Annotated in this window: 26 protein-coding genes; 11 read left to right on the top strand and 15 right to left on the bottom strand. The window is 58.4% G+C overall.

Annotated features, from left to right (window positions below):
* Together eat and exaC are read right to left on the bottom strand one after the other, a co-directional pair.
* Positions 1-1,446, bottom strand: a complete 1,446-nt coding sequence (eat, locus tag ACZ0AI_RS11620; protein WP_463565882.1) for an ethanolamine permease — start codon at positions 1,444-1,446, stop codon at positions 1-3.
* A gap of 76 nt (positions 1,447-1,522) precedes the next feature.
* On the bottom strand, positions 1,523-3,043 hold the full coding sequence (exaC, locus tag ACZ0AI_RS11615) for an acetaldehyde dehydrogenase ExaC (protein WP_463565881.1): 1,521 nt from the start codon (positions 3,041-3,043) through the stop codon (positions 1,523-1,525).
* A 349-nt stretch (positions 3,044-3,392) separates the two neighbouring features.
* Between exaC and qhpR the strand changes: the two genes are divergently transcribed.
* Positions 3,393-4,484 carry an AraC-like transcriptional regulator QhpR gene (gene qhpR, locus ACZ0AI_RS11610; protein ID WP_463565880.1) on the top strand — a complete coding sequence of 364 codons (1,092 nt, stop codon included), beginning with the start codon at positions 3,393-3,395 and terminating at the stop codon, positions 4,482-4,484.
* Between the two features lie 78 nt (positions 4,485-4,562).
* Here the strand turns inward: qhpR and ACZ0AI_RS11605 are convergent, their stop codons facing one another.
* The 7 genes from ACZ0AI_RS11605 to ACZ0AI_RS11575 form a co-directional block, all read right to left on the bottom strand.
* Complete coding sequence (locus ACZ0AI_RS11605) at positions 4,563-5,000, bottom strand: SRPBCC family protein (protein ID WP_463565879.1); 438 nt, start codon at positions 4,998-5,000, stop codon at positions 4,563-4,565.
* Between the two features lie 268 nt (positions 5,001-5,268).
* Positions 5,269-5,928 carry an NAD(P)-binding oxidoreductase gene (locus ACZ0AI_RS11600; RefSeq protein ID WP_463565878.1) on the bottom strand — a complete coding sequence of 220 codons (660 nt, stop codon included), beginning with the start codon at positions 5,926-5,928 and terminating at the stop codon, positions 5,269-5,271.
* Between the two features lie 104 nt (positions 5,929-6,032).
* The gene (locus ACZ0AI_RS11595; RefSeq protein ID WP_463565877.1) at positions 6,033-6,419 is read right to left on the bottom strand and encodes a nuclear transport factor 2 family protein; all 387 of its coding nucleotides are present in this window, start codon (positions 6,417-6,419) and stop codon (positions 6,033-6,035) included.
* 45 nt (positions 6,420-6,464) lie between these two features.
* Complete coding sequence (locus ACZ0AI_RS11590; protein ID WP_463565876.1) at positions 6,465-6,851, bottom strand: nuclear transport factor 2 family protein; 387 nt, start codon at positions 6,849-6,851, stop codon at positions 6,465-6,467.
* Positions 6,852-6,949: 98 nt separating this feature from the next.
* Positions 6,950-7,693 carry an SDR family oxidoreductase gene (locus tag ACZ0AI_RS11585; RefSeq protein WP_463565875.1) on the bottom strand — a complete coding sequence of 248 codons (744 nt, stop codon included), beginning with the start codon at positions 7,691-7,693 and terminating at the stop codon, positions 6,950-6,952.
* A 105-nt stretch (positions 7,694-7,798) separates the two neighbouring features.
* Positions 7,799-8,902 (bottom strand): alkene reductase, encoded by a 1,104-nt coding sequence (locus ACZ0AI_RS11580; protein ID WP_463565874.1) that lies wholly within the window; start codon positions 8,900-8,902, stop codon positions 7,799-7,801.
* Between the two features lie 54 nt (positions 8,903-8,956).
* Positions 8,957-9,535 (bottom strand): TetR/AcrR family transcriptional regulator, encoded by a 579-nt coding sequence (locus ACZ0AI_RS11575; protein WP_092367979.1) that lies wholly within the window; start codon positions 9,533-9,535, stop codon positions 8,957-8,959.
* A gap of 223 nt (positions 9,536-9,758) precedes the next feature.
* Here ACZ0AI_RS11575 and ACZ0AI_RS11570 point away from each other — a divergent pair, with 223 nt between their 5' ends.
* On the top strand, positions 9,759-10,769 hold the full coding sequence (locus ACZ0AI_RS11570; RefSeq protein WP_463566105.1) for a LysR family transcriptional regulator: 1,011 nt from the start codon (positions 9,759-9,761) through the stop codon (positions 10,767-10,769).
* An 18-nt stretch (positions 10,770-10,787) separates the two neighbouring features.
* Here ACZ0AI_RS11570 and ACZ0AI_RS11565 read toward each other — a convergent pair whose 3' ends face one another.
* Positions 10,788-11,249 carry a Rid family hydrolase gene (locus tag ACZ0AI_RS11565; RefSeq protein ID WP_463565873.1) on the bottom strand — a complete coding sequence of 154 codons (462 nt, stop codon included), beginning with the start codon at positions 11,247-11,249 and terminating at the stop codon, positions 10,788-10,790.
* 275 nt (positions 11,250-11,524) lie between these two features.
* On the opposite strand from ACZ0AI_RS11565, the gene ACZ0AI_RS11560 reads away from it, so the two are divergent.
* Both ACZ0AI_RS11560 and ACZ0AI_RS11555 read left to right on the top strand, forming a co-directional pair.
* A complete protein-coding gene (locus ACZ0AI_RS11560) occupies positions 11,525-12,211 on the top strand; it encodes a hydrolase (protein WP_463565872.1) in 687 nt (228 codons plus the stop codon).
* A gap of 250 nt (positions 12,212-12,461) precedes the next feature.
* Positions 12,462-12,851 carry a helix-turn-helix domain-containing protein gene (locus ACZ0AI_RS11555; RefSeq protein ID WP_463565871.1) on the top strand — a complete coding sequence of 130 codons (390 nt, stop codon included), beginning with the start codon at positions 12,462-12,464 and terminating at the stop codon, positions 12,849-12,851.
* Positions 12,852-13,097: 246 nt separating this feature from the next.
* Here ACZ0AI_RS11555 and ACZ0AI_RS11550 read toward each other — a convergent pair whose 3' ends face one another.
* The 4 genes from ACZ0AI_RS11550 to yjeH all read right to left on the bottom strand — a co-directional run bounded on the left by ACZ0AI_RS11550 (position 13,098) and on the right by yjeH (position 17,205).
* Entirely contained in the window at positions 13,098-13,421 is a 324-nt protein-coding gene (locus tag ACZ0AI_RS11550) for a glutaredoxin family protein (RefSeq protein WP_463565870.1), read from the bottom strand.
* A 41-nt stretch (positions 13,422-13,462) separates the two neighbouring features.
* Positions 13,463-14,470 carry a nucleoid-associated protein YejK gene (yejK, locus tag ACZ0AI_RS11545; protein ID WP_463565869.1) on the bottom strand — a complete coding sequence of 336 codons (1,008 nt, stop codon included), beginning with the start codon at positions 14,468-14,470 and terminating at the stop codon, positions 13,463-13,465.
* Between the two features lie 63 nt (positions 14,471-14,533).
* The gene (locus ACZ0AI_RS11540; protein ID WP_463565868.1) at positions 14,534-15,871 is read right to left on the bottom strand and encodes a TAXI family TRAP transporter solute-binding subunit; all 1,338 of its coding nucleotides are present in this window, start codon (positions 15,869-15,871) and stop codon (positions 14,534-14,536) included.
* A gap of 53 nt (positions 15,872-15,924) precedes the next feature.
* The gene (yjeH, locus tag ACZ0AI_RS11535) at positions 15,925-17,205 is read right to left on the bottom strand and encodes an L-methionine/branched-chain amino acid transporter (protein ID WP_463565867.1); all 1,281 of its coding nucleotides are present in this window, start codon (positions 17,203-17,205) and stop codon (positions 15,925-15,927) included.
* 179 nt (positions 17,206-17,384) lie between these two features.
* Between yjeH and ACZ0AI_RS11530 the strand changes: the two genes are divergently transcribed.
* Positions 17,385-17,804 (top strand): Lrp/AsnC family transcriptional regulator, encoded by a 420-nt coding sequence (locus ACZ0AI_RS11530; protein ID WP_463565866.1) that lies wholly within the window; start codon positions 17,385-17,387, stop codon positions 17,802-17,804.
* A gap of 58 nt (positions 17,805-17,862) precedes the next feature.
* On the opposite strand, the gene ACZ0AI_RS11525 is transcribed toward ACZ0AI_RS11530, so the two are convergent.
* Complete coding sequence (locus tag ACZ0AI_RS11525) at positions 17,863-18,828, bottom strand: integron integrase (RefSeq protein WP_463565865.1); 966 nt, start codon at positions 18,826-18,828, stop codon at positions 17,863-17,865.
* Between the two features lie 217 nt (positions 18,829-19,045).
* Here ACZ0AI_RS11525 and ACZ0AI_RS11520 point away from each other — a divergent pair, with 217 nt between their 5' ends.
* The 6 genes from ACZ0AI_RS11520 (at position 19,046) to ACZ0AI_RS11495 (ending at position 21,787) form a co-directional block, all read left to right on the top strand.
* Complete coding sequence (locus ACZ0AI_RS11520; RefSeq protein WP_463565864.1) at positions 19,046-19,468, top strand: hypothetical protein; 423 nt, start codon at positions 19,046-19,048, stop codon at positions 19,466-19,468.
* A gap of 78 nt (positions 19,469-19,546) precedes the next feature.
* The gene (locus ACZ0AI_RS11515; protein ID WP_463565863.1) at positions 19,547-19,924 is read left to right on the top strand and encodes a hypothetical protein; all 378 of its coding nucleotides are present in this window, start codon (positions 19,547-19,549) and stop codon (positions 19,922-19,924) included.
* A gap of 97 nt (positions 19,925-20,021) precedes the next feature.
* The gene (locus ACZ0AI_RS11510; RefSeq protein ID WP_463565858.1) at positions 20,022-20,444 is read left to right on the top strand and encodes a VOC family protein; all 423 of its coding nucleotides are present in this window, start codon (positions 20,022-20,024) and stop codon (positions 20,442-20,444) included.
* 79 nt (positions 20,445-20,523) lie between these two features.
* Positions 20,524-20,910, top strand: a complete 387-nt coding sequence (locus tag ACZ0AI_RS11505) for a DUF6896 domain-containing protein (RefSeq protein ID WP_463565862.1) — start codon at positions 20,524-20,526, stop codon at positions 20,908-20,910.
* Between the two features lie 110 nt (positions 20,911-21,020).
* Entirely contained in the window at positions 21,021-21,380 is a 360-nt protein-coding gene (locus ACZ0AI_RS11500) for a hypothetical protein (protein WP_463565861.1), read from the top strand.
* Between the two features lie 80 nt (positions 21,381-21,460).
* A complete protein-coding gene (locus ACZ0AI_RS11495; RefSeq protein WP_463565860.1) occupies positions 21,461-21,787 on the top strand; it encodes a hypothetical protein in 327 nt (108 codons plus the stop codon).
* Positions 21,788-21,857 lie beyond the last annotated feature (70 nt).

The raw sequence follows: 21,857 nt of genomic DNA, 5'->3' as shown, positions 1-21,857 counted from the left end.
TCAGCGCAGGGAGCGTTCGGCGGCCTGGATGGCGGCGAACTCTTCCTCCGGTGTGCCGGACACCAGGTGGTGGCGGCTGTACAAGGCGAAGTAGGCAATGAACAGAGCGTAGATGATGGCAGCGCCGATCACGACGCGCAGGTCGACCAGGAAGCAGGCCACCAGCGCCACGGCAGCCAGCACCAGAGCCACCGAAGACGTCACCACGCCACCAGGTGTCCGATAGGGGCGTGGCATGTCAGGACGACGGGTGCGCAGGGTGATGTGCGCCGCCATCATCAGCACATAGGACACTGTGGCGCCGAATACCGCGACCAGAATCAACAGGTCGCCCTGGCCGGTCAGCGACAGGCCGAAGCCGATGATGCCCGGTACGATCAGAGCCATCACCGGTGCCTTGTTGCGGTTGGTCAGCGACAGGCTACGTGGCAGATAGCCTGCGCGCGACAGGGCGAAGATCTGCCGCGAATAGGCGTAGATGATCGAGAAGAAGCTGGCGATCAGGCCGGCCAGGCCCACTAGGTTGACGAACTGGCTCATCCAGGTGGAACCGCCGTAGACCTTGACCAGCGATTCGACCAGCGGGTTGCCCGAAGCCACCAGCGACTGCGCACCGGCAGCGCCAGGGCCGACCAGCAGGATCAGCCCGGCAAACACCAGCAGCACCAGTACGGCGCCGATCAAGCCGCGTGGCAGGTCGCGCTTGGGATCCTTGGTTTCCTCGGCGGCCAGCGGCACGCCTTCTACCGCCAGGAAGAACCAGATGCCGTAGGGCAGCGCGGCCCAGATGCCCAGGTAGCCGAACGGCAGGAAGCTGCTGGCGCCAGTGGCTTCGGTAGCGGGAATATCGAACAGATTGGCGACCTGGAAGTGCGGCACCATGGCCACGATGTACACGCCCAGGGCGATGGCCGCCACGGCGGTGATGACGAACATCAGCTTCAGTGCCTCACCGGCACCGAGGATGTGAATGCCGATGAACACCACGTAAAACACCAGGTAGATGATCCAGCCACCGATGCCGAACAGCGACTCGCAGTAGGCGCCGATGAAGCAGGCGATGGCTGCGGGGGCGATGGCGTATTCGATGAGGATCGCCGTGCCGGTGAGGAAGCCGCCCCACGGGCCGAAGGCGGTACGCGTGAAACCGTAGCCGCCGCCTGCGGTAGGGATCATCGAGGACAGTTCGGCCAGCGAGAAGCACATGCACAAGTACATGGTCGCCATCAGCAGCGTGGCGATGAACATGCCGCCCCAGCCGCCTTGCGCCAGGCCGAAGTTCCAGCCGGCGTAGTCGCCGGAAATCACGTAGGCAACGCCGAGGCCTATCAACAGGATCCAGCCGGCAGCGCCTTGCTTCAATTGTCGGTTGGCGAAGTACTCGGCGCCAACGGCTTCGGTTTCCACACCACTCTGTGAGGGTGTGGACAGTGTCTCTTTGGACATTTTAGGACTCCTTCACGCCCGCCGCGGTGCGGCGAGCGCTGCTTTATGGGTTGGCTATCTATGGCAAATCGGCAGATCAGAAGAAGCCCAGCGGATTGATGTCGTAGCTGATCAGCAGGTTCTTGGTCTGCTGGTAGTGGTCGAGCATCATTTTGTGGGTTTCACGCCCGACCCCGGACTTTTTGTAGCCGCCAAAGGCAGCGTGCGCCGGGTACAGGTGGTAGCAGTTGGTCCATACGCGGCCGGCCTTGATGCCACGGCCCATGCGGTAGGCGCGGTTGATGTCGCGCGTCCACACGCCGGCGCCCAGGCCGAACTCGGTGTCGTTGGCGATGGCCAGGGCCTCGGCTTCGTCCTTGAAGGTGGTCACGCCGACCACCGGGCCGAAGATCTCTTCCTGGAACACGCGCATCTTGTTGGTGCCCTTGAGCAGGGTCGGCTGGATGTAATAACCGCCCGCCAGGTCACCCTCGAGCTTCTCGGTGGCACCGCCGGTGAGCAGCTCGGCACCTTCCTGCTGGGCGATCTCCAGGTAGCTGAGGATCTTGTCGTACTGCTGCTGCGACGCCTGGGCGCCGACCATGGTTTCGGTATCCAGCGGGTTGCCGCGCTTGATGACCTTGATCTTCTTCATCACCTCGACCATGAACGGCTCGAAAATCGACTCCTGCACCAGCGCGCGGGACGGACAGGTACACACCTCGCCCTGGTTGAAGAAGGCCAGCACCAGGCCTTCAGCGGCTTTCTCGATGAACGTCGGCTCGGCCTGCATGATGTCTTCGAAGAACACGTTCGGCGACTTGCCGCCCAGCTCCACGGTGCTCGGGATGATGTTGGCGGCGGCGCATTTCATGATGTGCGAACCAACCGGCGTGGAGCCGGTGAAGGCGATCTTGGCGATGCGCGTGCTGGTGGCCAGCGCTTCGCCGGCTTCACGACCATAACCCTGAACGATGTTGAGCACGCCCGGCGGCAGCAGATCGCCGACCACTTCGGCGAACAGAGTGATCGACAGCGGCGTCTGCTCGGCAGGCTTGAGTACCACGCAGTTGCCGGCCGCCAGGGCTGGCGCGAGCTTCCAGGCGGCCATCAGCAGCGGGAAATTCCAGGGGATGATCTGCCCGACCACGCCCAGCGGTTCGTGGAAGTGATAGGAAGCAGTGTGTTCGTTGATCTCCGCTGCGCTGCCTTCCTGAGCGCGGATGCAGCCGGCGAAATAACGGAAGTGGTCGGCGGCTAGCGGCACGTCGGCGTTGAGAGTCTCGCGCACGGCCTTGCCGTTGTCCCAGGTTTCCGCCACGGCGAGCAGTTCGAGGTTGGCTTCGATACGGTCGGCGATCTTCAGCAGAACCAGCGCGCGATCCTGCACCGAGGTTTTGCCCCAGGCATCGGCGGCGGCATGGGCAGCGTCCAGGGCCTTGTCGATGTCCTTGGCGTCGGAACGGGGGAATTCACCGATCACCGAGGCATCCACCGGGCTGGTGTTGGTGAAGTACTGGCCACCGACCGGGGCGACGAATTCGCCACCGATGTAGTTGCCGTAGCGCGGTTTGAGGGTGATGACTGCGCCTGCAGTACCGGGTTTGGCGTAGATCATGACAGTTCTCCCAAGGACGGTTTCTTGTAGTTGTAAGGGGGCGGGTCGCTAGTGCAACCGAAGCGCGCTTGAACTATGAGACGAATTCATGTGGCCGACTTGACGCTAGGCGAGCCTGGCTGTTCTGCAAAGTCAAATTTCGTGAACCGTCGGGAGCGTGTCGTGATGGGTCAAATGGTGAGCCTCGTTTTGGTGCAGGTGTTTCCGAATGACTCGTTTTGGGGCTCTCTCCAATCGACGTTTTTTCACCGACCGGTGGCAGAGGTCTAGTCAGCGGGCATCCCGGCTGTTGAGTAAGGGCCGGCGTGCTTCTTGCTTCCAGACATAAATTGTCACGAAGGAAACACTGATGAGCCCCGTTATCGCCCAGTTCGATCAGTCCCCCGGTTTGTCGTTGCTGGCAGGCGGACAAGCCAATAACGGTGTATTGGCGGCTGCAGCCAGCGGCCTGTGCGGCTTTATCGCAAAGCACGGTGGCGATGCGGATCGCATTCTTGGCGTCTCCGGTATCGACCCTGAGTCGCTGCGCCACCCGACGCTAAGCCTGGCCTTGCCCAATTACTGTCAGGTGTTGGAGGAGGCCTCGCGGCAATCCGGCTGCGACAATTTCGGCCTTTACTACGGGCAGCAGTTCAAGCCTCAGGCGCTGGGCTTGCTTGGCTATATCGGGCTTTGTTCCGCGACGGTCGAGCAGGCGCTAATCAATTTCTCCCGTGCCTTCCCCCTGCATCAGCGCAATAGCCTGATTCGCCTGGTGGATGAAGGAGAGTGCTACCGCTTCGACTATCAGGTGCGCCATGGCGCCATTCTCTGCCGCCGTCAGGACGCCGAGTTGACCCTGGGCATGGTGCTCAATCTGGTGCGTCACGTACTCGGCCATCAGTGGGCGCCGCGGGCCGTGCATTTCGAGCACCCGCGACCCGAGCACTGGCATGAGCACTGCAAAGTCTTCGATGCGCCGGTGTACTTCGAGCAGCCATTCAACTCGCTGGTCATTCCCAAACGCGGCCTGGATCGCGCCATGCCGCAGAGCGACCCGGTGTTGCTGCTGGTCATGCAGGACTCGCTCAGCCAGCTCAGCAACCTGAGCGGGCGAGGAGAGCGGGATATTGCCGATGACGTTCGCGAGCAGATTCGCCAGCAGTTGCTGACGGGCGAGCCTGTATTGGAATTGGCTGCCGAACAGCTCGGTATGAGCAGTTGGTCACTGCAGCGTCGGCTGCGCGAGCAGGGCCTGAGCTTTTCGACGATGGTGGACAAGCTGCGCTGCGAGCTGGCCACTCACTACCTACGCCAGCACCAGCTCCCCATCTCCAACCTGGCACCGCTGCTCGGTTACTCGGAAGTCAGTGCTTTCTCACGCGCCTTCCGCCGCTGGTTCGGCGTCAGCCCACGGCAGTGGCGACACGACAGCGATGGTGTCGGCGGGCGTGCTCACTGAGTGCGTGTTCAGTACGTTGCGGCAATGCTCGCCCGCTTGAGCATGATGGCGAGGGCAGACCAAATCACCCGGTTCTGATCAGGGGCGCAGATAGGCCTGCAAGCTGTCGTGCCCGCCGATGATCAGGTCACGGATGACATCGCACTGCTGGCCCTGAGGATCGGGTTCGCGGTTATCGAAGCGCGCGAACCACTGGATCAAGCTCTGCTCCTGCCCGCAAATGGGGATCAGTTTCACGGTCATCACGTAGTTGTCCACCGGTAAAGGTGCTTGCTCGAAGCGGTAGGAAAAACTCAGTTGACTGTCATCCACCGCCAGCAGTCGCTCGCGCAGAATGGCGCCGTTTTCCAGGGTAAGGCGGCGGATACAGCCAACCACGCCGTCTGGCTGGTTGTCCTCGATCGAACTCTCGGAAATGGCCGGGTGCCATTGGCTGATGCCACCGAATTGCTTGAGCAGGTTCCATACCGGTTTGGCGCTGCTGTCGATCAGTGCGTTGTAGTGGACTGAAGGCATTGCTGGGCTCCTGCAAGCTGTGGCCTGCATAACTGCTGAGAATGGGATTGATAAAGGCCGGGCCGCGTTCTGCGGGCACGACCTGGGCGCCGGGCTGGGCTGCGTCGAGCAGCGCCCGTGTTTTCATCGCCGAGTTAAGCCGTCCCTGACTGGGTCGCCGAGGGCAGGGCGGTGGCCAACAGCCGTTGGCCACCGAGCACAGATAGTGCGGCCCTGGAACGGGCCGCGAGCTACGGCCATGACCTCAAAGCCGCTGTGGCTTGGCCGCTTATGGTCGCGCCAACTGTTGAACGGACTCGCCGATCGGCGTGTCTCCCTGGGTCAGTTCGATGATCACTCTGCTTACGGTAGGGCGAAGGATGATCTCCAACAGCGTGGCAGCCACGTCGTCGCGTGACACTTCGTCATAGGGGATCGCCAAGCCGGTGCGCACCTTGCCAGTACCCGCAGTGTCGAGCAGGGTGCCGGGGCGCAGGATGACCCAGTCCAGATCGCTTTCGGCCAGATGCACGTCGGCCAGCTTCTTGACCGCCATGTAGTTTTCGAAGGTCTCCGATACTTGCTTGCCGCGAGAGGCTTCGGGGAATGCGGAAACCAGCAGGAAACGCGGGACACCTGCCTTGCGCGCTGCCGCGACCGCCAGTTCCAGGCCCTGGCCGTCGATGGCGTTGGTCATCTGTGGGCCGCCCTTGCCGCCTGCGCCAGCGCTGAACACCACCACATCGCTGCCAGCCATGAGCGCTGCGAGCGCATCCACATCCAGCTCCAGCAGGCTGCCCGGTACCGGGGTCGCTCCGAGCGACTTCAGCTCCTCGGTCTGTTCCGGGTTGCGGTACAAGGCCAGTGCCCGATGACCGTTCCTGCTCAGTTGCTGGGACAGGCGGCGGCCAATCTTGCCGGCGCCGCCGACTATGAATACCTGGCTCATCTTCGTCTCCTTTCATGGGGTGGGGTTCGAGCGACACACGGTCGTGAAGGCCCCGGCTCGGCAGTTCGATCCGCTCTGCCGGGGCCAGCGTCTGGTCAGAGAAATCAGCCTTCGAACTGGTGATAGACCTTGGCGATGACCTTCCACGCACCGTCGATGCGGATCAGCGTCAGGTAATCGTTGTAGTCGGCACCAATGGCATCGTTCTCCATATCTACGCGCACGACGGCGGTGGTCGGGGTGATCGCCAGCACATCCAGGCGGGTGCTGATGTCGGGGGCTTTGCCGTTCTTTTCGATGAAGTCGAATAGGTTGGCAATCGGGCCACCCAAGAGTTCACCGTTGGTGAAACCGTACATCACCGCATCCTTGTGGAAAGCCTCTGCCACGCGTGCAGCGCTACCGACCCGCAGGCCATCGACGTACTTCTGAGCCACGGCGATCACGGCATCGTACTCACCGGTGGCAACGGCCTTGATGTTCTTGCTCATAGCTTTTCTCCAGGTCAAAGAGAGCGTGCCTACACGGGCTACAAATTACGGTGCGACGTGGGTGTGGTAGATCTTGCTGACGACCATCCATCTGCCCTCGACTTTCAGCAGGTTGAAGAAGTCGGTGAAGCAGAAGCCCGAGATGTCGTTGGTATCGATACGGGCGCTGGCAGCAGTGCCGACGATATCGATATTGACGATTACTCCCTTAGCCTCAGGAGAGGGGCGGAAAGGCGGGTTGTCGATCGTGTCGAACAGACCCTGAATCGGGCCGCCAGCCAACTTGCCGTCGGCATCGACGCCGAAGATGGTTGCCTGCTCACTGAAGGCAGGTTTCATGATGCTGCTCTTGGCTTGCTTACCGCCTTCGTTGTACTGGTTCAGTACTTCGACAATGGCTTGGTATTCATATACGTAGGTGGGCTTGTTCATGGTGTCGTCCTTTCTTGGGAGTTGGTGAATACGCCAGTGAGGCCTTCGCGTGCGAGAAACCGCCTCTTCGTGGCGTCAGCGCAATACGTCTTGAACCCTCACCAGTCCTGCCGGGTTGGCGAGATAATCAGGTCGTTCACGGTTACGTTGGCCGGCTGGTTGAGTGCGTAAACCACTGCTTTGCCGATGTCGTCAGGGGAGATGGCGATCTTGTTGAGTTCCTTGGCGGCCTTGCGCCCCGAGGGATCTTCAACCTTGTCTGCCCAGCCGGTGTCGATCACGCCAGGGCTGATAGTGCCCACACGAATGCCATGCTTGACGCCCAGCTCCTTGCGCATCGACTCGGTCATGGCCTGCACGAAGAACTTGCTGGCGCTGTACACCCCGGCAGCTTCACCGACCTGATGACCCGCGACGGAGGCCATGTTGAGTACGTGGCCCGACTTCTGCGCCAGCATCTGCGGCAGTACCGCAGCGATCATGTTGAGATAGCCCTTGATGTTGACGTCGATCATCTTGTTCCAGTCGTTGACGGCGATGTCGGCCCAGTTGGAGAACAGCATCAGGCCTGCGTTATTGATCAGGATGTCGATAGAGCCGTATGTGTCCTTGGCGAATTGCGCCAGGGCATGGGCGTCGTCGAGGCTGGTCACGTCAGTTACCTTGCCGACCGCCTCAACGCCGTTGGCGCGTAGCTCCGCGACGAAGGAATCAAGCGCCGGACCGTCGATGGAGGCGGCGACGATGCGCACGTTGTAAGCGGCCAGCGCACTTGCAGCGGCGGCGCCGAGACCGGACGACGCGCCGGTAATGACCACGACTTTCTGATCCAGATAATTCATGTATCGACCCTTCATACCTGCGCCCGCGACAGCGAGCGCGTGAGTGGTGGCGAATGGCCGTGCACTCGCCATGGACGGCTCCGGCTGCGTGGCGCCGGACGCCTCTCAGTAGTTACCAGCCGGCCAGTCGGTGTAGCCCTTGGCTCCGCCGCCGTAGTAGCTCTCGCGTGGCGCGATGGTCAGTTCTGCACCGCTGCGCAGGCGCTTTACCAGGTCCGGGTTGGCGATGAACGGGCGGCCAAATGCGACGGCGTCGATCTTGTTCTCGGCGCGGCGTTCGATGGCCATGTCCAGGTCGTAGTTGTTGTTGCCGATGTAAGGGCCCGCGAACAGACCGCTCAAGGCATCCATATCGACACCTTCAGGCACGTCGCGACTGGTCGCCGTAGCGCCTTCGACGAAATGCAGGTAGGCCAGGTTGAGTGAATTGAGCTCAGGCACCAGGTAGCCGAACAGGGCCATTACGTTGCTATCCGGCGGCGTATTACCGGCGTCGGGCGTCACGGGGGAAAGGCGGATGCCGACACGTTCGCTGCCCCAAATCTCGATCACTGCGCGGGTGACCTCCAGGGTCAGGCGTGCCCGGTTCTCGATAGAGCCGCCGTACTGGTCGGTGCGCTGGTTGGTTGAGTCGCGCAGGAACTGGTCGAGCAGGTAGCTGTTGGCCGAATGAACTTCCACACCGTCGAAGCCGGCACGCTTGGCGTTGCTGGCTGCGACGCGGTACTGCTCGATAATCCCGGGGATCTCGCCGGTTTCCAGCGCGCGGGGCATGGACACTGGCACGAACCCCTCGGTGGTGTAGGTATCGCCTTCGGCTTTGATCGCCGAGGGTGCAACGGGTGCCTGACCATCAGGCTGTAGCGCGACGCTGGAGAAGCGGCCGACGTGCCAGAGCTGCAGCACGATTTTGCCCCCCTCGGCATGCACGGCGTCGGTCACTTTCTTCCAGCCAGCGGTTTGCTCCTCGCTCCAGATTCCTGGCGTAGCGGCATAGCCACGCCCTTGCGCGGAAATGTTCGTGGCCTCTGCGATGATCAGGCCAGCCGAAGCGCGTTGTGCGTAGTAGGTGGCGTGCAGTTCGTTGGGGATACCGTCTTCCGCATAGCGGCTGCGAGTGATCGGGGCCATGACGATGCGGTTGGAGAGCTCGATGGCGCCCATGCGGGTGGGCTCGAACAGGTCGGTACGAGTGGTATTGTCAGTCATGTGAAATCCTATTTAGTAGACCAGTCGTCTAGTTTTCAGGTAAAAAAAAGCCGCTCACCCGAGCAGGCTTTTCGTCATGGTTAGTGCTGATTCGAAGGGCCGAGTAGAGCGGTTTACTTTGGCCATCAGAGAGGCGCCGAGCCACATCTGATAAAGGGCCTCGGCTAGCGCAACGCTGTCCGTGGTAACGACGCTGCCATCACTGATACCGCGCTCGATGCTCCCGGCAATCAGCTTGACGATTCTGCCGGTACCTTTATCCAGCACCTGACGCATGACCTCGGAGAGGTCGCAAACTTCCGCACCCAGTTTCACCACCAGGCATTTGTTGTAGAGCGAGTCGTCATGCTGGGTTTCGATCCAGTACTGGAAGTAACCCAGAAGGCTCTCTGCTCCATTGGCCTGTTGATTGAGAATCGGGGCTATACGCGCCAGATACTCATCGAAATACTCGTCTAGCAATGCCTGCCCGAATTCTTCCTTCGATTTGAAGTAGTAGTAAAACGACCCCTTGGGCACACCTGCGGTACTCAACACTTCGTTGAGGCCCACTGCGGTGTAGCCTTTGTGAGTCATCAGCGCCCTGGCAACAGTAAGGATGTGCTCGCGCATTTCGTTAGCGGGTTTCTTCATAGTGAAAATAGCCTATCAGCAATTAGACCAGTCGTCTATAAGGCTTGGCTCAATGGTCATCATGCTGGGTGGCGCCGTTCTGCATGGCACAGAGATCGTTGCTGATAAGTCAGAAGTAGTTCTCCGGGCGAAAAGCTGGTCGCTAAGGCCTCAAGGCGCCTCAGGTCGTCATCATGCTCGGGCCCATACCAGCATCGCCTTGGCTCCCCCTGCGGCTTTTCGTATGATCGACACCCCGATACTGGAGTCTTCCGGCGTGAAATCGTTACCTAAAAGTGCTCCATCGGGCTCGGCTCTGCAGGCGGGCGCTAAGTGGGATCTAAGCAGCGCTGTGAGTCAGTTGTCGTGGGACGATTTGCGCATCATCAAAACGCTCAGCGAGTGTGGCAATCGCACTGATACGGCCAAGAAGCTGAGTATCAACGTATCTACCGTGTCGCGCCGAGTGGCCCAAGTCGAGAAAACGCTTGGGGTCGCTCTGTTTGATCATCGTCGTTCGGGATACATGCTCACCGCTGAGGGCGAAGAGTTGCGCGCACTAGGCGAGCGCGTCGAGCTGGATATCGTCAGCGTCGCACGGCGCGTATCACGCGCAGGCGAGGGGCCACTGGGCAAGCTCAGGATCACTACCAGTGACTCATTGCTGCTGTATTTCCTAACGCCCATCATCGCGGACTTCAAGGCGCTCAACGGGGGCATAGCGATCGAAGTGTTGGTCGGCAACCAGACGTTGAGCCTTGCTCGTGATGAGTCGGATATCGCGGTACGAGCGACCAAGAAACCGTCCGAAAGCCTGGTAGGTCGCAAGCTCGCCACCATCGCCTGGGCGTCATACGGCAGCGTTAAAAACTCGCCAACGTCTGACCCTTTCGCTGACGATCAAGCCTGGGTGTCTTACTCCGGAGGCTTATGCGGGCTCAAGGCAACAGGCTACGTGGAAAGCAGAGTGCTCGCTCACTGCATCTCGTATCGCACCGACTCGGTCGCGGCGGCAAGCGCTGCGATCGTGGCGGGACTGGGTTTCGGGTATCTGCCTTGCATGCTGGGCGATATCACGCCCGGTCTGGTGCGCGTCGGCCCTGTAGTGACTGAACTCCAGGACGAGCTGTGGCTGCTCACTCACCAGGACATTCGCAAGTCGTCGCGAGTGAAAGCATTCATGACCTTTTGCGGCGCTGCCGTCGCAGAACTAAAACCGCTGATCGAGGGGCAGCGGCCTCTCCCGGTCGAGTAGCTCGACCGGGAGTATTGCTCACGCCTGCCGCGCGCCAGTGACGGCCTTGCAGACGATTTCAATCAACTGCGCGCGCTGTGCCAGTCTTGATACACCAATGATGTTGCTCGCGCACTGCGGACGTTCAGTACCAAAGGCGGCCTTGCGAACATTACCAACGACGGCGAATGCCGCGTCCATGTCCAATACATACAGCGTTTCTTCAACGACATCTTCAAGTGTGGCGCCGTAGAGCGCGAGCAGCTTGGCGATGTTTTCGTAAGACGTACGCATCTGTTCGCCCATCGATGAGAAATCGCTGGGTCGGCCATTACTATCCAGCGGCGCCGGGGCTACCAGGTTGCCGTCTTCATCGTGATTGAACTGGCCTGAGATATAGATCTCGTTCCCCACCTTTCTTGCCTGTGGATAGCCATAGCTTTCCTCCCATGAAACGCCCCAGTAAGCGGTTTGCTCGTTGAACGGTTGTGAAGCTGCCATTGCATTCTCCTTGCACGTGACGGGCCGCTGGAGTGCGACTTCGCGAGTTATTACGAGGCAAAGGCTAGCAGCATCGATGCATTCTTTATGGCGCATTTTTGCACTATCGGTAGCGCAATAATGCGCGAGAGGCTTCGCGATCTTTCGGTTAGATTTTTACTCGAACTCGGGCTGCAGCTGCTTTGAACAGCACGGCATGCCCCCTGGCAGAACACACATCAGTACCCCTGCCGGGAATCGTGAAAAGACCCTCACTCCACCGGAAGGTAATCGCAATGAACAATTCCAAGACTGAAGTTCTGACGCCTCTGAACAGCCAACTGATTTTCATCGACCAGCAGCCCCAGATGGCCTTTGGTGTGCAGAGCATCGACCGGCAGACGTTGAAGAACAACACCGTGGCTCTGGCAAAGGCAGCGAAGATTTTCAACGTACCCACCACCATCACATCAGTGGAGACCGAAAGTTTCTCCGGTCACACGTACCCCGAACTGCTTGCAGTGTTCCCTGATGCGCCGCTGCTAGAGCGTACCTCGATGAACTCCTGGGACGACCAGAAGGTGCGCGACGCGTTGAAGGGCAACGGTCGCAAAAAAATCATCGTTTCCGGGCTGTGGACTGAGGTGTGCAACACCACCTTCGCGTTGTCTGCCATGCACGATGCCGATTATGAGATCTACATGGTGGCAGATGCCTCCGGTGGCACTACGAAGGAAGCTCATGATTACGCCATGCAGCGCATGATTCAGGCCGGCGTTGTACCGGTGACATGGCAGCAAGTGCTGCTGGAGTGGCAGCGTGACTGGAAGAACCGTGAGACCTATGACGCGGTCATGAATCTGGTCAAGGAACACTCCGGCGCCTACGGCATGGGTGTCGACTACGCCTACACCATGGTGCACAACGCGCCTGAGCGCGTCGAACACGGCCCGACCCTGGCACCGGTTGCCGCAACTCGCTGAGCCAGCCTTGGCCTCCACCACGTGGGTCTGACCTGCCTGCTTCGGCTGCGCCGGGTCGTCCGCCCTGCCGACGCCATCACGGTAGCGTTGCACCGGCTGATGAGTCGTCGGCGGGGAGTACGAAGAACGAGTTGCCTGTTGTGAGTTAGCGCCAGGCGGTAGACACCGATCTTCGTTCACTTCTCGCTCTGTATTCAGCGCTGACCTCATTCAACGTCTTTACGTATTTGCTCTTCACACAGGTATCGCCATGAACAGGGATAAGTGCACTGTGCTCTCCAACGTCGCCTGCATTTCGGCTGGGCCGCTCAAACCGTGGCAGGAAAGGCTCGCCAAGCAGATGATGCTGGACAACTTAGAGGCTGGTATTGCGGTATCCACGCTCGCTGACGCATGCGCAATATCGCGCAGTCACTTCACTCGAAAATTCAAAAAGAGCACCGGTTTGGCTCCTCAAGAATGGCTGCGTCAACAGCGCGTCTATCGGAGCAAAGAACTGCTAGAGAACTCGTCGATGCTCCTCATAGAGATTGCAGTAGAGTGTGGGTTCTACGATCAATCGCACTTCTGTCGGGTATTCATGAAGGCTGAAGGCATGACACCTCTGGCCTGGCAACTGCGGGTGCAGGCCGCTGCGTGACGATCGACAAAGGTCGGGATTCTCCACCAGCTTCAGTGTCACGAGGCGTTTGCCAATCTGAAGGTAGTAGTTCCCAACTTTGTTCCTATTGAAGGCTTCAAACCTGGAATTTGTGAAAGGTATGCAGGTAGTTTCAATAGGGCTCGACGAAGCGCTGCTTAAGGAGGAGGTTGACGATAGAGGCTGCTAATGCCGAGAGCGGCCTTACAGAAGAAATCATTTTGAATGCTTACCCGTCACTTGGGCTCAGTACGCCGCCAAAATCCCCTGCGGGTTGTAGCCGTGGATCACCGTGTCGTTGACCTTGAGCACCGGCACGCCGCGGCCGCCCAAGGCATCGTAGGCGCGGCGGGCTTCGGGGGACTCTTCGATATCCAACTCGGTATAGGCGATACCGCGCTCGCCGAGAAACTCCCGGGTCTTGGCGCAGTAGCCGCACCAACTGGTGGCGTAGAGAATCACCTCACCCTGGCCGGCGACCTGCTGGCTGTTGCCAAACAGCATGGGCTCGATGCGATCCCACTGTTGCCAGGTCGCCAGTACCGCGAGAATCAGCAAAATCCTTTTCATCGCGCAGTCCTTTGTTTTGTCAGGTCGGCTAATGCAGTCGCTCAGTCCTTGCGACGTTTCAACTGGTCGGTCAGCTGGGTCGGCAGGTTGCGGATGATCAGGGTGCCTTGCGTTTCGTCGTATTCGACTTTCGAGCCGAGCAGATGGGCTTCGAAGCTGATCGACAGACCTTCGGCGCGCCCGGTGAAGCGCTGGAACTGGCTCAGCGTACGCTTATCGGCTGGGATTTCAGGTGACAGGCCGTAGTCCTTGTTGCGGATATGGTCGTAGAACGCTTTGGGGCGCTCTTCGTCGATCAGCCCTGACAATTCAGTCAGGGTGATCGGCTCGCCCATCTTGGCCTGGCTGGAGGCATAGCCGACCAGTGTCTTGGTCTTCTCGCGGGCCTGTTCTTCGGGCAGGTCTTCGCTTTCGACGAAATCGCTGAACGCCTTGAGCAGTGTGCGGGTTTCGCCAGGGCCGTCGACGCCCTCCTGGCAGCCGATGAAGTCACGGAAGTATTCCGAGACCTTCTTGCCGTTCTTGCCCTTGATAAAGGAGATGTACTGCTTGGAGTTGGCGTTGTTGCGCCATTCGGAGATGTTGATCCGTGCGGCCAGGTGCAATTGGCTCAGATCCAGGTGCTTGGCGGCGGTCACGTCCAGCGCGTCGTTCACTGCCACGCCGTCGTTGTGGTGCAGCAGGGCGATGGCCAGGTAGTCGGTCATGCCTTGCTGGTAGTGAGCGAATAGCACATGGCCGCCGGTGGACAGGTTGGATTCTTCCATCAGCTTCTGCAGATGCTCTACGGCCTGGCGGCTGAACGCGGTGAAATCCTGACCTTCATCGAGGTAGGTTTTCAGCCAGCCACTGAACGGGTAAGCGCCGGACTCTTCATGGAAAAAGCCCCAGGCTTTGCCCTGCTTGGCGTTATAGCTTTCGTTGAGGTCGGCCAGCATGTTCTCGATGGCCTGGGAGGCGCCCAACTCGCTGTCGCGGGCGTGCAGCACGGCAGGGCTGCCATCAGGCTTCTTGTCGATCAGGTGGACGATACAGTGACGGATCGGCATGGAGGATCTCTTCAGGCGTTAACGCAATGGGGCCGCTGCAAGGCGGTCGAAGTGATGCAAAGTTTACCCGACTGTTGCCGCAGCGGTCGCCCGTGACTGCCGTAATGCCTGCAGACGTTCGATGACATAACGCAGGTGCATGTGCAGTTCGTACAGTTCGCTGGAGTAGGAGAGGGGCACATCAATCTTGTCCATTTCCGCCTCCAGGTTCTCCAAGCGCTGAATTTCCTGGTTGAGATCGGCAGGCAGGGTGCCGTCGTGCAGTTGCCGGTCTATTTCACGCAGGTGTTTGTACCAGCGGTAGATGCGCGCTCGGATGCGCCAGCGGTATAGCGGGCCGATGGCCTTGATGAGCGGAAACAGCAAGACCAGCAGCGGAATGGCAAGGATGATGTACCGGTCGGCCAGAGAGGCGATGCGAAACGGCAGGTAGCGCTGCAAGATCGGCAGGCCGTTCTTATAGAAATACTCGGCTTCGTCGAGCGTCTTCAGGGTGCGTGGTGGCGCCGCCGGGTATTGATCAGGGGCGTCGAGCAGGTTGCCATCCTTCAGCACTTCGCGAGCGGCGGCGAGAATCAGCGGGGTCAGCGACGCGTGGAACTCGCCATTGGCCAGTAGGGTGGCGGCAGGGCCCAGGGTGACGATATCGCGGTCGGGGGTATTGCTGGGCAGGTCGAGCAGGCCTTCGCCCACCTCCAGACGGCTCAGGTAGGGCAGGCGTGCCTTATAAGCAGCGCTGCGGCCGAGGCCGATCAGGTGCAGATTGGGGTCGCTGGCCAGGCGCTGGATCAGTGCGTTCTCCGCCGGGCCGAGAAAGAAACCGGCATCCAGTTCGCCGGCGATCAGTGCATCGGCAGCGCGGTTGCCACCGATGGCCTGCCATTGTTCGGGATACTGATCGGGTGTGATGCGATTGGCCTCTAGCAGCGCATAAATCACTGCGCCTGAGCCACTGCCGGGTGTGCCGATGGCGACTCGCTGGCCGAGCAGATCCTTAAAGTGGGCGCTGCTCTGTGCGTTGCGCACGAACAGCCACAATGGCTCTTGGTACATCACGCCGAGGCCGAGCAGCGCGTCACGCTCGGGCATTGTTAGGGTCAGCTCTTGGCCGCTCTGCACCAGCGCCAGTTGCACCTCGTTGCTGCGCAGTTTGTCGAGATTGTCCCGCGAGCCTTCACTGTTGATCAGCGCGAGGGTAAACCCCTCCCTCGCCAGTTCGTCACGCAGTTTCTCGCCGAAGGCATGGTAGCCACCGCTGGCGCTGCCCGTCGCCATGCTGGCGTGCATGGGCGGCGGCGGCGCCACGAAGTAGAAGAGTGCCGCGACCAGTGCCGCGAGTACCGGAATAAGCCAGAAATTGGCCAGCAGCATGATTTTCAGGTCGTTGAGTACACGTGGCATGGCGCTTCCTTTCGACGAATCCGCTCAAGGATAGAACCCTACCGCGCTGTCAGTCACCCCTGGGAGCCACTTTCGGCCATCGGCATGCCGGTACGGCGCGCGTGACGCCTGCGATCGAGCAGCATCAGCACACCCAGCAGGCCAATGGCATACAGCGCATCGATGCCGAGCATCAGCAGGATGCCGCCGCAGAGTAAGGCGCTGATACCGGCCAGCCAGCGCCACAGGCCTTTGAGCAGTATCCAGCCGGCGGCCATGCTGAGCAGGTAGATGACGATGAAGTTGCCATTGGCATAGCGGATCAGTTGATCCAGCGGCAGCCCCAGGCTCCAGATCACCGTGGTGCTCAGTGCGCAACTGAGCACCACCAGCAGCAGCGCCCTGGCCGGCACACCATTGGTATTACGGGCAGCCAGCAGGCGCGGCAGCTTGCCTTCGTCGGCCAGGCTCCAGATCAGCCGCGCGAAGCCCTGGATATACACGTTCATGGAAGCGAAACACGCCAGGTAGCCGATGCTCGCGCTGAGCCAGCGAGCCTGGTCACCGAACAGCATAGCGAGCATGCGCGGCATGGACGCGGCGTCAGTGCGGGCATCGCCGTAGGCATGCAAACTCAGCACCGCCACCGAGCAAGCCCAGTACACCAGGCCGGCAAGTACCACGCCGAGCAACAGTGCCAAGGGAAAGTCGCGTTGCGGGTTCTTGAACTCCTCACCCAGATGGGTGAAGGCCTCGATGCCGACGAAGCACCAGAACATCACGCCCAACGCCACTGGCATCAGTTGCCAATTGCCCGTCAGTGGCGGCAGCAACGGTTGTTCTGTGTGGGGCAAGTCTGCTTTCCACCAGATCAGTGCGATGGTGGCGACGATGGCCAGTGCGATAGCGATCTGCACGCTACCCGAGGTACGCGCCGGGCGTTGGCCGAGCAGCAGGATGATGCCCAGGGTGACCAGTTGAATGGCCAGAACCGCCAGGTCGCTGAGCGCGAACAGCGCGTGCCAGAACCCACTGGCAATGTTCAGCGCGGCCGGTAAGCCCACGGGTAAAACTGCCAGGAACAGAAACGCGCTCAAGCGCTCCATGCGCGCGCCGAACGCACGGCCAATCAAGTGCGGCGCACCGCCTGCATGGGGATAGTGGCGGCCGAGCTGGGCGAAGGTGAATGCCATCGGCAGAATCAGCACGATCAGCAGCAGCCAGGCCCACAGGGAAACTTCGCCGGCTGCCGTGGCGGCCAACGCGGGGATCACGAAAACTCCGGTGCCGAGCAGTGATGTCGACAGCAGGCCGATCCCTTGCAGCAGCCCCAATTCCTTGTTCAATCGACTCATGTTGTATGCTCTCGCTCGTCCTGAAGTGGCGGCTGCGTCCAGTTGTGGTGCGCTGATTCGCCAGGCAGTTATGGTAAAGCCGCGCGGCCTCGATCGCTGCTGGCGAAGCGTCGGCGACGACCGACGAAACGGCGGCAATGCCCGTCATCCTGTTATGCAGATTGGTGCAGAGAGCGCGAGTGGATAAGTTCGACCAAGGCATCATCGCTTTGCTACGCGCCGATGCGCGCCTGACCGTCACCGAGGTCGCCCGACAGGTCAACCTGTCACGCACCGCCGTGAGCGAGCGCATCCGCCAACTGGAAGCGGGCGGCGTGATTCAGGGTTACCACGCCCGCATTGCCGAGCCCACCCACATCGTGGTGCAGGCCTATCTGGAGCTGTTCTATACGGGCGGGCGCTGCGAACAATACGTCGAGCGCATGCGCGTATTCCCGGAAGTGCGCCGCTGCTCTGGCATCAGCGGCGAAACCGACATGCTGATCTACCTCGAAGCCGCCTCCATGGAGCGGCTGGCGCAAGTGCGTGGCGAGATCGAAAACTTCCCAGGGGTGCACAAAGTAAAAACCCATATGGTCGTCAAAGACTGGCTGATGTGAGTCAGGGCTGTGACGACCATGCATTGCCAACTCAGCGGTATGCCGAACAAGCAAAGGCTCATCCGAGCGGGCTGACCACCCCGGCAAAGCCCTGGCCCAATACATGGGTATAAATCTGCGTGGTTCGCACATCGGCATGCCCGAGCAAAGTCTGCACGGTACGAATGTCGCTGCCCCGGCGTAAAAGCTCGGTGGCAAAGGTATGCCGAAATGTATGGCAGCCTGCGGGCTTGTGCAGCCCGGAGCGGCGCACAACCTGCCTGACCGCTTTCTGAATCGAGCTGACGTGGATGTGATGACGCACCACGTTGCCATGTTCATCCATGCACACACCTCGGGAAGGAAACAGCCATTGCCATTCCAGTGAGCGCCCCGCATTGGGGTATTTGCGGTGCAAGGCGAAAGGCAGGCTGACCGGTACCTGGTAAAAAGTGTCTTGTCGCTCCCAAGCCGCGAGCATGCGTGCCCGCCGCTCCTGCAGCATCGTGATAAGCGAGGAAGGTAACAAGGTCGTCCGATCCTTGGCGCCCTTGCCGTCATGTACGGTGATCACCTGCCGATCAAAATCCACATCCTTGATACGCAGGCGAGCAGCCTCCACCACGCGCAAACCGGCACCGTACATCAGTGAGGCCAGTAACTGATACGGCTGGCCAAGCAGGGCAATCAGTGCCGTTGCCTCAGCATGCGTCAATACACAGGGAATGCGTGTCGAGCGTTTGGCGCGCACCACCTCACCTAGTTGGCCCAGTGGCACTTCAAGCACTTTGCTGTAAAGAAACACCAGCGCGTTCAGCGCCAGGTTCTGGGTCGCGGCAGCCACCTTGCGATCTACCGCCAGCCACGTAAGAAAAGCACTGACCTCCACAGCCCCCATCTCCATCGGATGGCGCAACCGATGGAAACGGATGAAATAGCGAATCCAGTACCAGTAAGATTGCTCGGTGCGAATGCTGTAGTGATGCACGCGCATCACTGCGCTGACCTGCTCTCGCAGGCGAGGCTTGGAGGGTGAACGATCCATGTCGACTCCACTGTGGTGTTGCTGGTTTTATATACAGTAGTGGCGGCAAGGGGAATACACAAGTCAAGCGAGTACGGTGGGTGGTGAGGTGTGTGGGCTTAAGGTACTGATAAATAAGTATTTTTATTATGATGGTGCTGGGTGGTGCGGCATTATGCGGAATTCTCTACTATTGCTTTAACGAAGAATTCCATCTAATCACTGTTAGGTGTAAACAATGCCGTATATTCGCGTCAAACACATCTGGACTGATGACAACGGCATGGTGCAAATTGACATCCAGGCATCTAATGGTGCTCAAGTAGCCGAGCAAGATTTTTTTGCATATCCAGAAACGATAATTCAGTTTTGCAAAGCACTAGCCGAATTTCCTTTCATACAAAGCAATAAGGCCTGCCTAGAATACGGCGCTGATCCAAAATATTATTGCCACTTCTACCTTTCAGCTGTGATGCTCAACAACCAAGGGCACTCAGCATTTGAGTTGCGGTTTAACAACAGGTTAGCGCCACCGCTTAAAGCTGAAGGCGCGTTCTACATGGCATGCGAAGCAGCAACGATAAATAGCTTTAGCAAAAGATTATTACATTGGTTAGAAAACCAAGAAACAGTACTTCTATTCGAGTGGTGCAACACCTAACAAACGGTTCAAATCGTTCGCTTCGCTCACCGGGACGGGCTAAAGCCCGCCCCTTAACCAAACGTTAGGTGCCCAATCATGTACTACGAACTGGAAGGTTATGAGTTTGACTGGTTCGCGATTGACGACAATGGTCAAGTTGCACTTTTTGCTACGGCTGGCGAGGGTTTTATCCCCTCTGCGGTGCTAGATAATCACACCTATCATTCGGCACTCTCTGAGAGTTTAAGTACGCCAAATTATGGTACAAAACAGATATGGCAAGACTATGCGGCAGCCGGGTTCTATGTATTTGATTGGTGCTTGCCTGGTGGGCCGTACAAGAAACAAGCAAGTCCATGTAATGAGATTACTAAGCAACTCAAGCTAGAAATTCTATCAATCAGAAATCTGCCAAAAATCTCAGGATTGTTTTCAAACCTCAACGAGTTTAAGTCTTGTGCCCCGAGCACCTAACTAGCGGTTCAAGTCGTTCGCTCCGCTCACTGGGACGGGCTAAAGCCCGCCCCTTAGCCAAACGTTAGACGCTGCACAGCCACCGAAGGGAGCCCTCATGTATTCGCATGTATTTTTTGGTGTCACTGACTTTGAGCGTGCTTTAGTTTTCTATAACCCTTTAATGTCTTGCTTGGGCCTAGAAACTCGTTTCTGTGATCGAAGTAGGCCTTGGGCCGGCTGGCATAGCGCTGGCGGCACTCAGCCCCTCTTCCTCATAGGGAAACCATACAACGAACAACCGCATAATTGTGGCAACGGCAGCATGGTGGCTTTTCAAGCCAATAACCGTGCAATAGTTGATGCCGCCCATAAAACAGCACTAATCAACAGTGGTATTTGCGAGGGTAAACCAGGCTTGCGCCCTGAGTATCATGAAAATTATTACGGCGCATACTTCAGAGATCCTGATGGCAACAAAATTTGCATTGCTTGTCACGCACCTGAAGGCGCAGCTAATGTCCTCGTAAGCAGCGTCTAACAAGTGGTTCAAGATCGTTCGCTTCGCTCACTCTGGACGGGCTAAAGCCCGCCCCTTAACCAAACGTTATAGGGCAAACATGGATAACCTCGACAAGGTTCGAAAGCTCATACCGCTGTGGTACGCCCACAGAAAGTGGGGCGAGGAAATTCTTATCCGTGTATTTGATTTGAAATCCGCTGAGGAAATACTAAACCCAGAAAACCGAGGAAATAACCCAATCCCCGGGACAAACTGGATGTATCGAACTCACGGAGTTGGCGTGGATATATATCGAACCGCAGGTGTAGGCGGAATTGATTTCGATTTTAATAGGGCAGACCCAGATGCATGGCGCCTACAAGTCTTCTTTGAAAAGCAATACAACGAAGGAAATCTGCCTTTCGTGGAGTATCGAGAACTTTATGAAAATGAAGACTTGCTACAGTGCTTCATAAAAATGGCGCTTGAAGGGCAAGCCCTATAACAAATGGTTCAAATCGCTCGCTTCGCTCACTGGGGCGGGCTAAAGCCCGCCCCTTAACCAAACGTTAGGCTCGAAACAAGATCCAATCCACCCAAACCTCAAGGAAGAAAATGAAATATATCATCCTCATAATGCTAGCTGTCGGCGGTTACTACGCATACACAAACTATGCAGTAGAAAACACCACCGTGGACAGCTATCAGGCTCTACTCAAAAAAGTAGAGACGACAGAGGTAACCCTACAAGAGGTAAAAACTGGCTCAACCATGCTGGCTGAGTTTTTCTGCAATGATGCCGAGTTCCAAAAAAGCGGAGGCTCTAGCGTTAGTACTTGCATGAGTAAACTCAATAACTATCGCGAAATTTGTGAATCTCGAATCTTCAATAATGCACCTGCTACCTTTACCACCAAAGAGCAGGTAATTGCCACTGCAAAAAGCTACGTAGTTTGCACTGGCAGCACCAGCTAGCATAACAATTGGTTCAAATCGTTCGCTTCGCTCACTGGGACGGGCTACAGCCCGCCCCTTAACCAAACGTTAGGCCTTATATGAGAACCATCGAAGAGCTAGAGCTACGCGCGGCATTTCAGATAGCCCTGCTCGGCATGATTAGCCCAGATATACGGTCAATCTCTTTCGACTATATTCCCTCCCTGAGCCTGCTAAAATTTCGCACAAATTTTGCGTCATCACCCCACGAGATGGCTCTCGAAAATATGTCTAGCGTTCTCACCGAAGTCGAAGCCGGGGTTTCCTTTCGCTTAGCCGAAATTGAAGAAGAATATTTAGTAATTCCAGCATCGACCCGACCAAATAATCTCAGTAAAGTTTTATTTGTGCGGTGTGAGAGCCCGGTTTTCCTGCCACCGGCCTAACAAGTGGTTCAAACCGTTCGCTTCGCTCACTGGGACCGGCTAAAGCCGGCCCCTTAACCAAACGTTAGCT

The organism is Pseudomonas sp. AC355, assembly GCF_979258205.1.
The sequence above is the reverse complement of the archived record's forward strand: the minus strand, read 5'-3'. Positions and strand labels throughout refer to the sequence as shown.